This is a genomic window from Tessaracoccus sp., assembly GCF_016714275.1.
Classification (GTDB): domain Bacteria; phylum Actinomycetota; class Actinomycetes; order Propionibacteriales; family Propionibacteriaceae; genus Arachnia.
Window position 1 is genome coordinate 252,521 of record NZ_JADJNP010000002.1, and the last position, 14,821, is coordinate 267,341.

Consider the following 14,821-nt stretch of genomic DNA (forward strand, 5'->3'; position numbering starts at 1 on the left):
CTGTGCCACTACTTGAGAAATGTCCGGTAATACCAGTCCTCGAGCTTCTGATCGGGGTCGAGGATGTCCTTCGCCGCCCATGAGGCGTCTTCGACGGCGAGCCCGATGTCCGCCGTCTGGCTGACGAACGGGATCTCCGACATACCGATCGCGGAGAGGGCGGCGCGGCGGCCGTTGCCTTGCTCCACCTCGCTCGCGACGTCTGACGCGCCGACCGCGAGGCCGACGAATGGCGCGGCCTTCGCAACGCCGTGGCCTAGGACCCCGACCACGACGACGCTCGCCTTGAATCCCTTGCTCTTGGCCACCTTCTCGACCAGCTCACCGGTCGCCGCGAGTGCCTTGCTGCTCTTGACGGCGTCCGCGGCCGCCGAGACCTTCTGCTTGAGCTTCGTCCACGGCCGGACCTCCGTGACGGCAACCCCTCCGGATTCCTTCAGGAACCCGGCCTTGTCGCCGACATAGGAGTTGCTGACCTTGAGATCGCGCGTCTCGTCCAGCACCTCCCTTGCCTCCTTGCCGACGAGTTCAGACTCCCAGTTGGCCGGCGCCACCGGCTGCTTCGCTACGCCGACGTCGGCGGTCCGCACATCCTTCAGTTGGCCACCTGGCGCCGAGTCGACCTTGGTGATCGTGCCGTCGTCCAGGGTGAGCTCTGGGACGAGGCGGCCGCTGGTGTCCCCGAAGTGCGCGACATCTTTCGAGGTGTCGAACGCCGCCTGCGACCTTGTCCGGAGATTCTCCCTGAGTTCGTCACCCGCGAGGCCGCCCTGCGCGGCGGCATAGGCACGACGCAACTCGGCAGCCTCCTTGCCGGACTCGACCAGCGCTTCCAGTTGCTTGCCCGTTGGCGGCGGAAGCGCCTTGCCTCCATTGACCGCCGCCACCGCTTCCTTGGTCGTTGGGTCGAACCCGAGTTCGAGCTTCTTCCCCGCTGCGAACGCCGCCTCGCGTGCCTCGAAGCTGAGCACGTCGTCGACGCTGTTGAGCAGGGGCGTCGGTGTCGTGGCTGCGCCTCCGGGATCGCGCGCGGTTGTCGGGTGGCCCCGGCAGTAGATGTAGCGGTTGGGGCCGTCGGCGATGCCCGCGGGGTCGCAGCTCGTCCAGCGTGCCAGCCAGGGGGCGTAGTACCTGGCGCCGTGGTACGAGAGACCGCTCTCCTCGTCGCGTTCCTTGCCGGTGTAGCGGTAGCGCTTGGCGGGCACCTGGATGTCGGCCCGGACGGCCTGATAAGTGGTGCTCCCGTACGGCGAGTACTCCTCGTAGGAGACAAGGTTGGCCTGGTCGTCAACCTCCAGCGTCGTGGAGCCGAGGTGATTGCCGAGCTGGTAGCGGGCCAGCATGCTCGGCGCGCCGTCGTCGACGTTGTTGCGGAGATCGACCAGCGCGATCCGGCGCTCGTCGTCCATGACGTGCAGCGTGCGGCGCTCGAGACCCGCGTGCTGCCCGGTGTGCCTGCGGTAGATCTCCACGCCGCCGAGGTAGAGCCGCTCCTCCTTCACCACGCCGCCGACCTCGGTGACCTTTCGCACGCGGGTCCCGCCGGCGTCGTAGACGTAGTAGGTCCGGTCGCCGTCGCGGGCGGCCCCGTCGACGTCGTCGGCGTCGACGACCTGGCGGGCCGTCAAGCGCAGGCGGTCGCGGAAGTCCCAGGCCATCTCGGCCAGATGGGGCATCCGCAGCAAGTTGCCGTGCGGATCGTAGCCATCGCCGCCGACGCTGAACGTCGCGGTGATCCCAGCGATCGTCGACGAGGTCAGCCGGTTGCTGCGCCTCGGCGCGCCACCGACGGTGTCGTCGAGCTGAGTCGGCTCCTCGTACGCGAACGTGCGCCGCCAGGCCACGCCCGCGATGCCTGAGGTATGCGCCATCGCCTGCAGGTTGCCGACCGGGTCGTACTCGTAAGACTCGCCGTAGCGGGCCATCGCACCCCCGTCGCCGGGATGAGCGAGGCGCGTGCGGCGCCAGTCGTCGTGCGTGTAGCCCGCGGCGGCGTTGGCCTGGCCGACGTGCTCGCGGCCCTCCGCGTGGATCAGCCGGTAGGTCGGGTCGTAGGTGTAGCTGTTGTTCGGGCTCGCGACCTGGTTGGCGAAGAACACCTCGCGCTGGGCGCCGTCGCGGATCTGGGTGACGTTGCCGACGGGGTCGTAGGTGTAGCGGAGGTCCTGGAGCGGGCCGCCTCCCCCGCCGCGCCGGGTCGTGAGGCGGGTCAGCCGGAAGGTGTCGGGGTCGTACTCGTAGTCGGTGACGACGCCACCGCGGTACGACACGGACGTCCGCAGGCCCTTGGCGTCGTAGTCGATGTCGTCGACACCTACCCCCGACGGCGCGGTGACGAGCGGATCGATCAGACCCGTGGGTTCACCGGCCAGCCCGGTCCATACGTGGAGCGCCTCGAGCAGGCCTGCCTCGTTGTAGGTGGGTTGCGTCACGTCCCACGGCGCGGCCGCGTCGTCGCGGCGCGGGGCGACCTGCTGGGTGGGGCGGTTGAGGGCGTCGTAGACGGTGACGCTCACATAGCGGGCGCCGTCCGATTGCGGCTGCGCCCAGTCGATCGCGGCGCGGTGGTCGGGCGCGATCGCGCGGGTCTGCCGCACGACGTTGCCCTTAAAGTCGTAGGTGTTGCTGACAACGCCCGCGGCGTCGTACTGGCGGTGGACGCGTCCACGCAGGAACCGGGCCTCGGCGTTCGGTAGACCCTCGCCGTACTCGGTCACCTGGTACGCGACGGCGCCCGCCCGCGTGTCGGGGTCCGAATGGTCGCCGGCCCCGGCGACGAGGTGGCGCACCGGTCGCCGCAGCGCGTCGTACTCGGTGGTGAGGGTGTGGCCGCGGCTGTCCCAGGCGCGGATCGGGTTGCCTGCGGCGTCGGCGAGGGTCCAGCGCTCCCCCGCCTCCATGCTTGCCTGATGGATCTGGTTGCCCGCCACGTCGTGATCGAAGGTGGCGACGACGCGGCCCGCGGCGTCGATGACGGCGCGCTGGTTGCCCTCGATGTCGAGGACGACGCGCGTGTCGAAGAGGACGGGATCGCCCGCGGCGTCGGAGCCGTTGTGGGCGCGGGTCAGGAAACTCCGGCCGAGCGCGTCGAGGTAGGTCGTCGTCGGCGTGCCCGCGTGGGCCGCAGCCTTGGCCGCGGCGTCGCGCTCGGGCGCGGACGTACCGGGCTCCTGGCGGCGCTGCCACCACGTGCTCCAGCCGACGCCGAGACCCCCGACATATCCGGCGACGAGCCCGGCGATGTCGGGATCCGTGCGCGGGTCGCCCGTCTCTGCGCCCACGGCGGCGACGGTGTCGTTCGGGTCGAAGCTCGTCTGGCGCCAGGCGTCGAACACGGTCTTGCTATAGGTGCCGTTCGGGTGCAGCACGGCGACGGCCCGGCTGAGCGGGTCGTAGAACAGGCGCTTGGTCACCCCGATCGCGGCGTCGAAGTCGCAGCGGTGCGTGCCGGAGAAGAACGGCTCCCACTGGCGTACGGGGTTGCCCTTGTTGTCGAACTCGGTCCACTCGCTGCCGACCCAGCGCCCGCCCTCCGCCTGGATCTTCTTCTGGATCTCGCGCCCGAACCCGTCCGAGTAGGAGAAGGCGTGCTGCACCCGGCTGGTCGCTCCCGCAGGGAGATTCGAGGCGTGCGTCTCGCGGGCGAGCGTGTGCACACCGGTGGGGGCCGGTTGGTCGGCGTCGCGGGTGCGGGCATAGGCGGACAGGTCGTAGACCAGCCGGGTGGTGGCGTCGCCCAGGAGATCCGACGGCGCGGCAAGCGGGTCGGCGAACGCCGCCCGAGTCTCCGCCTCGGTGAGCAGTGGCTCGACGCCGCCCAGGGTATCGCCCTGCGGCGCGCCGGCCACCCGCCCCATCGTGGCCGTGGCGACCACCATCCCGAGCGCATCGAACGCCACCGCGGTGCGCTCGCCGTTCGGGCCGGTCACGGCCGACGGCGACAGCGTCCGGTAGTCGAGCTCCGCGCGGGTCGTGTTGCCGAGGGCGTCGGCGCTCGCGACGGGTTGGAGGTCGTGGGGATCGAAGTCGACGGTGGACTCCGTCGGCGTGCCGATGGTGTGGAAGGGGTTCCGGTAGCGCCGGGGCAGGAAGAAGTGCGCCCGCGCCTCCGCGAGCTCCTCCGCGGCGGACGCGTCCGGGTCGACGGCGTAGAACGCACGGCCGGACGGGATCCACCACGCGCCGTCGATCTCCACGTAGCCGGCCGTGTCCGCGGCCGAAGGTGCGCCCGGATCGACGCCGAGCACCGCCGCGGGGTCCGGCAGGAGGTCCTCGACGGCACCCGCCGCCGAGCGCCGGTAAACGCCCGCGAGCAGCCCGGGCGTGAACGCCAGCCGATAGGACTCGCTCTGCAGCGCCCGCGGCTCGAGCCTCCCCCAGGGGCACGGGCCGGACAGGTCGTCGGCACGGAAACGCGTGTGATCGGCCTCGATGAGCCGCTTCTCGATCCGCCCCGATGTCGGCGCCGCCTCGTATGCGAGCTCATCCGCCGCGGCGACGGCGTCATCGAGTTCCGTGCAGGTGAATCGCCCACCTGACGGCGCAGACCCGGTCAGCTCGTAGCCGCGGACGGCCCAGGGGACGGGCAGGCGGTGGTCGTCGGGTGTCGCTGCGGCATCGACCAGCGGGTTCGTGTAAGCCGTCTCTGTCACAGCGACGGTGAGCCTGGTTTGCTCGCCCTGGAGCCCGGGAACGAGGGCTGGGTCGGGGTTTCGACGACCGTACGAGACGGTCGCCACCCGCGTGGGCTGGCCGAACCCGTTCACAGCGAGGGTCAGGGCATGGGTCACGCGCGGGTCTGCGGGAGCACGCTCGTACTGGTAGGTCACCGACTCCGTGGCATGGGTGAGAAAGACGGCGTGCGGGTTGTCTCCGCGCGCCTGCACGAGCCGCACGGCGGCGTTGCTTTCGGCGACGACGTATGGGTGGGCGGCGGACGACCCGCCGTCGAGGGCGTAGGTCTCCTGGCGAAGCAGCGTCCCGCGGAGGGCGCGACAGGCCTCCCTCTCCTCGTCTGTCGTCAACTCGGCAGGGAGCACGGTGTCGTCGAGGAGGCGCACCGCGACCTCCTCCGGCGAAAGGCCGGGCTCTCGGTAGTACTCGTCGGCGCAGAGCCGCGCGATCCGGTCGCGGCCGAGATGAGCGCCTGTGTGGTACCACGAACGCGTCAGCACTGGCGGCAGGTAGGAGGTGGCGTCGAGGTTGGTAGCCGCCGGCAGCAGGTCGTACTCGGCGGTGTCGTACTGGTCAACACGGGCGAAGCCGCGGAACTCGCGTTCCACACCGTCGAAGTATCCGTGGTGGTACTCGTAGCGGCTCACGAACCGGTTGCCGCTGACCCGGTCGACCGTCTCCACGCGGTCGACGACGTGCACCGGGAACGGCAGCCGCGTGATCCACGGCTTTCCCGCCGCCTCGTCGTCGAGGAAGAAGCGCGTCGACGGCGCATAACGGATCAGGGTCTCGGCGCCGAGGTTGTTGTGGATCTCGACGAGCAGGTTCGGCTTGCCGCCGGGCATGAGGTCGATGTAGCGGAGCTGGCCTCTCTCGTCACCGGAGAGCGGCGACGACCACACGAGGCAGGAGGTGCCGACGCCGAGCAGGTCCACCGTCGACACCGAGGTCAGATCGTCGATGGGAGGGAACCCGGCGATGAGGTACCCCTCCGCGAACCCGTTGCCTGAGCGGTTGAGGTGGACGCGCGCGCCCGTGGCTGCGAGGTAGACGATGTCGGTGGTGCCGCTACCGTCGATGTCGGCGAGGCGGATGCGGGCCGGGTCGAACTGGCCGTCGCGATCGAAGAGCGGGGCGTCGTCCATCACCACCCTTGTCCCGAACCGGCCGTACCCCAGGTTGGGCCAGTACGACACCTCGCCCACCCTGATCCGCACCAGGTCGGCGAGACCGTCGCCGGACATGTCGGCCAGGTGGACCGACTCGGTTCCGTCGGCGAACACCAGGCGGGGTCCCTCGTTCTCGTCGAACGGCGGGGTCGTCAGCCTGGACGGTCCGAAGCCGTCCTCGCCGAGGGACGGATACCAAGAGAACGCGTCGGCCTCGGCGACGAGGACATCGGCGTGGCCGTCGCCTGTGAGGTCCGCGAAGCGCAGCGCAGGGTCGGCCCAGGACACGTTCGGCAACGAGCGGAACTCCCGATGCGGCGCCCAGGCGGCGTCGTCGGTGCGCTCAAAGAAGCCGGGGTCCGGGCCGTCGAGGGCGACCAGGTCGAGGAGGCCGTCGCCCGCGAGGTCGAGCAGGCGACGCCCCTCGCGCAGGCCCCCGTTGGGCCGGGCTGCCACGAGTTCGAGCGGGCCGAAAGCACCGCCGCCGCGGTTGCGCTTGTACCACCACTCGCCCGCCAGCTCGGTGAGCACGCCGGACAGCCCCTCCCCGTCGAGGTCGACCCACTCGTACCCGATCCCCAACCCGACGGGGAGGTTGGCGACGCTGTCCGCGTCGAGGGTCCGCACCTGGACGTCGCGCATAGGGGCGCTGTAACGGAACGTGACCGGCGGCATCGACTGCCGCACGTACCTCGTGTCCTGGCCGTCCCGGACGAAGCCGTGGACGGTCGCCGAGGTGAGCAGGGAGCAGGAGGGGGCGTCCTCCCCGCGGGTGTCGGCGTAGCCGAGTTCGAGCGCCTTGACCAGGCAGGGCTCGCTGCCGAGCTCCGGGAGGCGATGGAACATGAGCACGCGCTGGCATCGTCGGTAGGTGCGGATCTCGAACCCCGCGCGGTAGGTCGAGAACGGGTCCGGCCGGACCGCCCACTCGTCGCCACCGTCGAGCGCAGCCTCGACGCAGCGCAACTGTGCGTCCGCGGCGCGGGCGGGGTCGAGCGGCAGGTCCTCGTAGCGCCGGTCGCCGTAGTCGAAGACCAGCTCGAACAGCCAGTCGTCGCGCCACTCGTCGCCCCGGGTCTGGTGGAGGCGGGACACGACGTTGCCGTATCGGACCGAGGTCAGGTACCGCTGGGTGGTGCGCGCGGCGGGCGCCCGGTGGCGCTCGTGGGCCTGGCCGAGATCGACGCCGGCGTCGTCGTCTGCCGTGTACGCGTACTGCATGCCGTTGCCCAGGTCGTCGTACGACTCGCACAGCAACCAGGTGAAGATGCGCACCGGGTCGGCGGGATCGACGATGCGGGAGCCCGCGTCGCGGCCGTAGAGCGAGGTCACGTTCTCGCGGGTGATGGTGCGCCAGTGCGTGTCGGCGGGGTCCTCGCGGTTGACCCACCGCTCGATGCGGGCGAAGAGCCCCTCGGTGCGCGGACGATAGCGGACGACGCGGTACGCGCCTCGGTCGTCCTCGTCGGGCACCGGCCTGCCTTCGCCGTCGACCACGACCGCCCCTTCGTCATCGAGCAGGACGGCGGGCACAAGGTCCTCGGCGCCGGAGAGCACGAAAACATCGGAGGAGGCGGCGTCGTCATAGCGCGGCAAGCCCTTGTCGGTCTTGCGCGCGATGGCCGGAAGCCCGAGGCTCCAACCCAGTCCGAAGGCGCCGTTGCCCGAGCCGGAGTCATAGGACAACGCGAGCGGGGGCTGAAGGCCGGCGCGCCCGGGGCTGACCGGCAGCGGCACCGTGAACCCGCCGGTACCCGTGACGGCGCCCGCGACGAACTTCTCCCCGATCCCCCGGATCGCGCCGCCACCCTTCGGGAGCGAGATCGACGGCGCCGCCCGAACGCCTGCGTTGTCCAGCTTGTCCATGGGAGACCCCGGAATTCACGTACCGCAGTTCAGGGTTGGACTGTTGCACACATTATTCCGCGCGGCGGGGGCCTCGAATAGTCGCTATAAGTTGACGAGTCGGCCGAGGACACGCATCCCCGCGGCCTCCAGGTCGGCCTCGATGGCCTCCGTGTTCGGCGTGTTCAACCCGACGATGACCACGCTCGCGTCCAGCAGGCCGCGGTGCACGGCAAGGTGCTGGATGTTGGCGTGATGGTTCGCGGTGATCCCGGTGAGCGTGGCGAGTACGCCGGGCTGGTCTTTTGCCTCAATCGTCAGCCGGGTCCCGGGGTCGCGGAAGCCGAGGATGTCGATGAACGAGTCCAGCAGGTCCGACTCGGTGATGACGCCCACGAGCATGCCATCCTGGACGACGGGCAGGATCTCGATCTTCTCGTCGCGCATCAGCACCGCGGCCTCCTCGAGGAGCGCTTCCGGCGAGACGGTGATGGCGGGCGCGCTCATGACCTTGCCGACCCGCAGCTTGGAGACGAGATACGTGGCCTCCTGCGCGCTCAGCGTTGTCGCCTGCGACGGGAGCGCCGCCCTGATGTCGTTCTTGGAGATCACGCCCACGACGACGCCGTCGTCGACGACGGGCAGGTGCCGCACGCCGTGCGACGCCATCACCGCCTGGGCCTCGGGGATCGAGTTCCCCGACGTGACGGTGAACGGGTTTGCGGTCATCCGCTGAGCCACGAACATTTCCCTACCCTCCGAGGTATGCGCGCTTCACTTCGTCGGTCTGCGCCAAGGCCTTCGCCTCTCCGGACAAGACTATCGACCCGGTCTCCATCACGTACGCCAGGTCGGCTATCTGCAGCGCGATGTTCGCGTTCTGCTCGACGAGCAGGACGGTGGTGCCTGTCTTGTTGATGGCGACGATGATGTCGAAGATCTCCTGCACCAGCAGGGGCGCGAGGCCCATCGACGGCTCGTCGAGCAGAAGAACGCTGGGCTTGGCCATCAGGGCCCTTCCCATCGCGAGCATCTGCTGCTCGCCGCCGGACAGCGTTCCTGCCAACTGCTTGCGGCGCTCCGCGAGCCGGGGGAAGCGCCCGTAGACCTCGTCGAAGTCCGCGGCGACGGCGTCCTTGCGCAGGAAGGCGCCGAGCTCGAGGTTCTCGAGCACGGTCATCTCAGGGAAGATCCGGCGCCCCTCGGGGACCTGCGACATGCCGCGGCGCACCCGGTCCTGGGGCGACAGCTTCGTGATGTCGGCGCCGTCAAGCGTCACGGTGCCCTTGGTCGGGCGCTTCAGGCCCGACAATGTGCGCAGCGTCGTCGTCTTGCCCGCACCGTTGGCGCCGATCAACGTGACGATCTTGCCCTTCGGCACCTCGAACGAGATGCCCTTGATGGCGTTGATGACGCCGAAGTGGACCTGCAGGTCCTTGACCTCAAGCATGGGGCGCCTCCTCGCCGAGATAGGCCTCGATCACCTTCGGGTTGTTGCGCACCTCGTCCGGCCTGCCGGACGCGATGACGATGCCGTGATCCAGCACGTAGATCCGCTCACAGATCCGCATGACGAGGCTCATGTCGTGCTCGATCAGCAGGATCGTCAACCCGAAGTCACGGCGCAGCTGCGCGATCAGACCGGTCAGGCCCGCGGTCTCGGCGGGGTTCATGCCGGCGGCGGGCTCGTCGAGCAGCAGCAGGCGCGGCTTTGTGGCCAGCGCCCGCGCGATCTCCAGGTGGCGCTGCTCGCCGTACGAGAGGTTCCTGGCCAGCTCGTCCGCCTTGCCCGCCAACCCCATCACCTCAAGCAGCTCGAGGCTCTCCTCCCGGATCCGGCGCTCGGTGTTGCCGAACGGCGGCACGTGAAGCAGGGCGGCGACCAACGAGTAGGGCATGTTCTGCTGCAACGCGGTGGCCACGTTCTCCAACACCGTCAGGTCCTTGAAGAGCCGGATGTTCTGGAACGTGCGGCCGACGCCTGCGGCGCAGATCTTGTTCGGCGCCATGCCGCCGATGGGCTTCGATGCGCCGTCGATCGTCAGCCGGATGTCCCCGGACGACGGCGGATACACGCCCGTCAACAGGTTGAACAGGGTGGTCTTGCCTGCGCCGTTAGGGCCGATCAGGCCGATCAGCTCACCCTCGTCGAGATGGAGGTCGGCCTCGAACACCGCGGTAAGGCCGCCGAAGTTACGGGTCAGCTTCGAGACGTCGAGCAGGCTCATGGCTGTGCCCCCTTCCTCGTGAAGACTCTCCCGAGCACCGTCTGGCTGAGTTCCTTGGAGCCCATGAGGCCGCCGGGGCGGAAGATCATGATCAGAACGAGCATCAGCGAGTACAGGATCATCCGGATGTCGGAGACCTCCTGCAGCACCGTCGAGAGGAGGGCGAGCAGGATCGCGGCGATGATCGTGCCGGACATCGAGCCGAGCCCGCCGAGGACGACGATGACCAGGATGTCGATCGACCTCAGGAAGCCGAACTGCTCCGGCTTGATGACGTAGAAGAAGCTCGCGTGGAGCGCGCCGGCGATGCCCGCGAAGAACGCACCGATGGTGAACACCTGGACCTTGGCGCGGGTCGTGTTGATCCCGATCGCCTCGGCGGCGATCTCGTCCTCCCGGACGGCGACGGCGCGCCGGCCATGCGAGCTCTTGATGTAGTTCCACAGCACGACGAGCGTCAGCGCGGTGAGACCGAACACCCAGTTCCAGTCGGCCAGCGCCGGAACCGGCGAGAGCCCCGCCGCTCCGTTGGTGATCTCGAGGTTCAGGATGACGATGCGGATGATCTCAGCCATGCCGAGCGTCGCGATCGCCAGGTAGTCGCCGCGCAGACGCAGCGTCGGAAGGCCGACGAGCGCGCCCACGAGCGCGGCGACGACGGCACCGGCGGCCACACCGAGGAGGAGGCCCAGCTGCGATTCCATGTTCATGGTGATGATCGCGCAGGTGTAGGCGCCCAGCGCCATGAACCCCGCGTGACCGAGCGACAGCTGCCCGGTGAACCCGACGACCAGGTTGAGGCTGGAGGCAAGGATGATGTTGATGCAGATCAACACGATGATCGAGAAGTAGTAGTCGTTGATCACACCCGTGTTGATGAGGATCAGGACGAGGAGATAGGAGACGGCCAGGGGCAGCGCGCGCAGCCCGATGTTCTTCCACATGGTCATCACACCTTCTCCCTCGTGTTCTTGCCCAGAAGGCCCGTGGGCTTGACGACCAGGACGATGATCAGGATGGCGAACACGACGCCGTCGCGGAACAGCGAGTAGCCGATGCTGGAGACCAGCGTCTCGGTGCCGCCGATGGCGAACGCGCCGATCAGGGCGCCGGGTATGATCCCGATGCCGCCGAACACGGCGGCGACGAAGGCCTTCAGGCCGTAGAGCACGCCCATCAGCGGGTTGATCGAGTTGTAGTAGGCACCCACCAGGACGCCGGCCGCGCCCGCGAGCGCCGAGCCGATCGCGAAGGTGAAGGAGATCGTGCGGTCGACGCTGATGCCCATCAGCCGCGCGGCGTCGGGATCCTGCGAGACGGCCCTCATGGCCTTGCCCATCCTCGTCCTCTTGACGACGAACTGCAGCACGATCATCAGCAGCAAGGACACGCCGACGATGACCATCTGGAGGTTGCGGATGACGACGCCGCCTAGGTTGACCGACCCGGTCATGAACGCGGGAAGCGCCGGGTAGGCCCGCGGGTCGGCGCCGACGAAGTACATCATCGTGTACTGGATCAGCAGCGAGACGCCGATGGCGGTGATCAGCGCCGCGAGGCGGGTCGAGTTACGGAGCGGCCGGTAGGCGACGCGCTCGATCACGACGCCGAGCGTCATGCAGAGCAGCATGGCCAGCAGCAGCGACTCGAAGAACCCGAGCCGCAGCACGGACATGCTGAAGTAGCCGACGTACGCGCCCACCATGAAGACCTCGCCATGGGCGAAGTTGATGAGCTTGATGATGCCGTACACCATCGTGTAGCCCAGTGCGATGAGCGCATAGATGCTGCCCAGCGACAAGCTGTTGATCAGCTGTTGCAGGAACTCCGTCATCCGACCGCCTCCTTCCCTCGAACCGGGTGGGCCGGAAACTACCCGGCCCACCCGAACACGATCAGGTTGTTCCTCAGCCGATCTTCTCGCTGGTGGCCTGGACGCCGTCCTTCAGCCCGATAACGACGATGCTCTTGACCGGGTTGTGGTGCTCATCGATGTCGAACGTGCCCGTGACGCCGACGAAGCCCTTGGTCGCCGCCATGGCCTGCTGGACGCCCACGCCGGTCTTCTCCGACGCGCGCTTGACGGCGTCGGCGACGAAGTGACCGAGGTCGAAGCCCAACGCATGGAAGCCGTTCGGCTCCGCGCCGTTGTTGGCGGCCTTGAACGCCTCGACGAACTCGAGCACCTTCGGGTCCTCGTCGATCGACGAGTAGTGGTTGGTGAAGAAGACGTCGTTCAGCGCGGCGGCGCCGCCCAGCTCGAGCAGGGTCGGCGAGTCGAAGCCGTCAGGGCCGAGGACGGGTGCGGTGATGCTCAGCTCGCGGGCTTGCTTGATGATCAGGCCGGCCTCGTTGTAGTAGCCGGGCAGGTAGACGACGTCGAACGTCTGCCCCTTGATCCGGGTCAGGATGGAGTTGAAGTCGGTCTCGCCCGCGACGAAGGCCTCCTCCGCGACGATGGTGCCGCCCTGGTTGCCGGTGAACTCCGCGGTGAAGGCCGCGGCAAGGCCCTTGGAGTAGTCACTGGCGTTGTCCTTGAGGATGACGGCGGTCTTCGCCTGCAGGTTCTCCGCGGCAAACTTCGCCATGACGGTGCCCTGGAACGAGTCGTTGAAGCAGATGCGGAAGGCGAACTCCTGCACCGTCTTGCCGTCCCAGGTGACGTCGTCGGCGGTGGCGGAGCCAGAGACGACCGGGACCTTGTTCTTGTTGGCCACAGGAATGGTGGCCTTGAAGTTGCCGGAGGTCGCCGGGCCCATGCACGCGATGACGCCGTCCTGCGTCATCAGCTTGGTCGCAAGAGTGGTGGCCTCGGCGGCGTCGGACTTGTTGTCGTACTCGATCAACTTGACCTGCTTGCCGTCGATACCGCCGGCATCGTTGACCTGCTTGATGGCCATGTTGATGCCGAGCACGGAGGCCTGACCGTAGGTGGCGACGGCGCCGGAGAGTTCGTAGTTGAGACCGAGCTTTATGGTGTCGCCACCATCGCCGCCGCCGGGCTGGGCGGTACCGCCGGGCTTGGCGGAGCAGCCGACGGTGCCGACGATCGCGGCAGCGGCGGTGGCGCCGAGGAGGGAACGACGGGTGAGGTTCATGTTCAGTGCTTCTTTCTGGGTCACGTCAGGGCCTGACCGGCAGGCCGCAATGGGCCATATCTAAGCACCTCTCCCGCCCTATTCAGGGGTCTCCCCGCGTTTAGTACCCGAAATCGTGATGCGTTCTTTACCCTGCGCGTGGTTAGGAGCTGTCCTACACGCCGGGCTCGCTGGGCAGTCTGCCGGCCCGCACGGCCTCGACGAGGAGCGCGTGGTCCGCCTCGGTCTGGTCCGCGTAGGCGCGTGCCCAACGGGCGAACGCCTCGACACCCTCGTCCCTCTTGCCGAGATAGCCGGAGATGATCGAGGCGCCGGAGGTCCGCGCGTGGCCCTTAGCCAGTAGGTGCCCGACGATCCCGGAATAGTCGACCAGCGCGCCCGGGGTCATGTCCTCGAGCGGCACGCCGCCCTTCATGTTGCGGAACTGGCGCACGTAGTACTGGTGGCCACCCACCGTCGTCCAGCCGAGCAGCGGGTCCGAGACGGTCTGCAGCTGCTGCTGGTACTCGACGACACGTTGCCCCTGGTGCTGATGCCATGCCGTCTGGCCGTGGACGTAGGGGGCGAACACGGAGCGCTGCGCCTGTTTCATCTGTAGGAAGAGCACGTCGTCGGACCGGGATCCCACCAGCAGCGCGATCCAGGCGCGCATACCGACCGACCCCACGCCCACTACCTTGTGAGCGATGTCCACCAGCGTGTAGCCGCCGACGATGCGGCGCCATTGCGGCGTGAGCGTCGCGAGGTACTCGTCGAGGCCCGTGGCCAGGGACTCGAACTCGTAGTCGTCGGGATGCGTGATCAGCGGAGGGTCGTCGACGATGCGGTCCGCCTCGCGCGCACCGCCGGCAAGCTTCGGCAGCATGCGGTCAGATGTCCGCTTCCGGGCCGACGCCGCCGCGCGCTTGATCTCGTCGCGGAGCGAGGCCTCCGTCACCGTCTCGTGCAGCAGATCGACGTCGAGGTGGTTGAACGCGCGCCACAGCAAGGGCTGCTTCGAGAGGAAGCTCACCTCGTCGCGGTAAGCGCGCACGCAGTGCCGGATCGCGTCGGCGCATTGCTCCTCGGTGGCGCCGTTGTCGCGGCCGAGCACCCAGATCGATGCCGTGAGCCTGCGGAGGTCCCATTCCCACGCGCCGGTGTGGGCCTCGTCGAAGTCGTTGAGGTCGATGACCTGGTTGCCCTCCGGCGAACGGTAGAAGCCGATGTTGCCGATGTGCGCATCGCCGCAGGCGGTGGTGTGCACGCCCGTCGACGGGAGATGCGCGACGTCCCAGGCCATCAGGTTGGCTGTGCCGCGTAGCAGGCCGAAGGGCGACGCGGCCATGCGCGCGGTGCGCACGCCCAACAGCCACGGCAGCCGGCCCTCGTGCGAGCGCTCGATGATGTCGACGACGCCGGGTCGGTTGAGGGTGGGCGTCCAGTCGCCGAGGGATGCGGGCGGCGTCTTCGCCCGCAGCTTCTTGCCGTGCGCGATCCGCTCCGCGCGGTCCGTCGCGGGGATGCGGAACGACGTGAACGCGTCCGCGAAGTGTGAGTCACCAGCCATGGACCCATCTTTCCGCTTTAGGAGGTCCCGCGTATAGGTGGTGCCCTACCACCTATACGCGAGAGCTCTGAGCCTCGATCCGCCGGTGGACGCCGCGCAGTAGGCGCTGACCGGCGGATCGAGGCTGAGGCCGAACATGGGAGTGGATCGCACTTCGAATGGTCTGGTCTCCCATCCGAAGTACGATCCACTTCGCACCACACCGATCGTTCTTGCGCTCCTGCCTTGAGCATCGACCATGGCCGATTTCCCCCCCAA

8 protein-coding genes are annotated in these 14,821 nt (G+C 68.5%); all 8 read right to left on the reverse strand.

Going from position 1 to position 14,821, the window contains the following annotated elements; genetic code table 11:
* Positions 1-8 precede the first annotated feature (8 nt).
* A complete protein-coding gene (locus IPJ61_RS09785; protein ID WP_297106342.1) occupies positions 9-7,709 on the reverse strand; it encodes a SpvB/TcaC N-terminal domain-containing protein in 7,701 nt (2,566 codons plus the stop codon).
* A gap of 84 nt (positions 7,710-7,793) precedes the next feature.
* A complete protein-coding gene (locus IPJ61_RS09790) occupies positions 7,794-8,435 on the reverse strand; it encodes a CBS and ACT domain-containing protein (protein WP_297106345.1) in 642 nt (213 codons plus the stop codon).
* Between the two features lie 4 nt (positions 8,436-8,439).
* On the reverse strand, positions 8,440-9,138 hold the full coding sequence (locus tag IPJ61_RS09795) for an ABC transporter ATP-binding protein (RefSeq protein ID WP_297106349.1): 699 nt from the start codon (positions 9,136-9,138) through the stop codon (positions 8,440-8,442).
* On the reverse strand, positions 9,131-9,916 hold the full coding sequence (locus tag IPJ61_RS09800) for an ABC transporter ATP-binding protein (RefSeq protein WP_297106352.1): 786 nt from the start codon (positions 9,914-9,916) through the stop codon (positions 9,131-9,133). Before IPJ61_RS09800 ends, IPJ61_RS09795 begins: the two co-directional genes overlap by 8 nt.
* The gene (locus IPJ61_RS09805) at positions 9,913-10,860 is read right to left on the reverse strand and encodes a branched-chain amino acid ABC transporter permease (protein WP_297106355.1); all 948 of its coding nucleotides are present in this window, start codon (positions 10,858-10,860) and stop codon (positions 9,913-9,915) included. Before IPJ61_RS09805 ends, IPJ61_RS09800 begins: the two co-directional genes overlap by 4 nt.
* Before the next feature lie 5 nt (positions 10,861-10,865).
* Complete coding sequence (locus IPJ61_RS09810) at positions 10,866-11,750, reverse strand: branched-chain amino acid ABC transporter permease (protein WP_297106358.1); 885 nt, start codon at positions 11,748-11,750, stop codon at positions 10,866-10,868.
* Positions 11,751-11,823: 73 nt separating this feature from the next.
* Complete coding sequence (locus IPJ61_RS09815; RefSeq protein WP_297106361.1) at positions 11,824-13,014, reverse strand: ABC transporter substrate-binding protein; 1,191 nt, start codon at positions 13,012-13,014, stop codon at positions 11,824-11,826.
* Between the two features lie 154 nt (positions 13,015-13,168).
* Complete coding sequence (locus IPJ61_RS09820; RefSeq protein WP_297106364.1) at positions 13,169-14,563, reverse strand: DUF2252 domain-containing protein; 1,395 nt, start codon at positions 14,561-14,563, stop codon at positions 13,169-13,171.
* Positions 14,564-14,821: the final 258 nt, after the last annotated feature.

What these genes read in the sequence shown, in the direction of transcription:
- IPJ61_RS09785 (WP_297106342.1), bottom strand. Translation starts at nt 7,709, where the DNA reads ATGGACAAGCTGGACAACGCAGGCGTTCGGGCGGCGCCGTCGATCTCG.
- IPJ61_RS09790 (WP_297106345.1), bottom strand. Translation starts at nt 8,435, where the DNA reads ATGTTCGTGGCTCAGCGGATGACCGCAAACCCGTTCACCGTCACGTCG.
- IPJ61_RS09795 (WP_297106349.1), bottom strand. Translation starts at nt 9,138, where the DNA reads ATGCTTGAGGTCAAGGACCTGCAGGTCCACTTCGGCGTCATCAACGCC.
- IPJ61_RS09800 (WP_297106352.1), bottom strand. Translation starts at nt 9,916, where the DNA reads ATGAGCCTGCTCGACGTCTCGAAGCTGACCCGTAACTTCGGCGGCCTT.
- IPJ61_RS09805 (WP_297106355.1), bottom strand. Translation starts at nt 10,860, where the DNA reads ATGTGGAAGAACATCGGGCTGCGCGCGCTGCCCCTGGCCGTCTCCTAT.
- IPJ61_RS09810 (WP_297106358.1), bottom strand. Translation starts at nt 11,750, where the DNA reads ATGACGGAGTTCCTGCAACAGCTGATCAACAGCTTGTCGCTGGGCAGC.
- IPJ61_RS09815 (WP_297106361.1), bottom strand. Translation starts at nt 13,014, where the DNA reads ATGAACCTCACCCGTCGTTCCCTCCTCGGCGCCACCGCCGCTGCCGCG.
- IPJ61_RS09820 (WP_297106364.1), bottom strand. Translation starts at nt 14,563, where the DNA reads ATGGCTGGTGACTCACACTTCGCGGACGCGTTCACGTCGTTCCGCATC.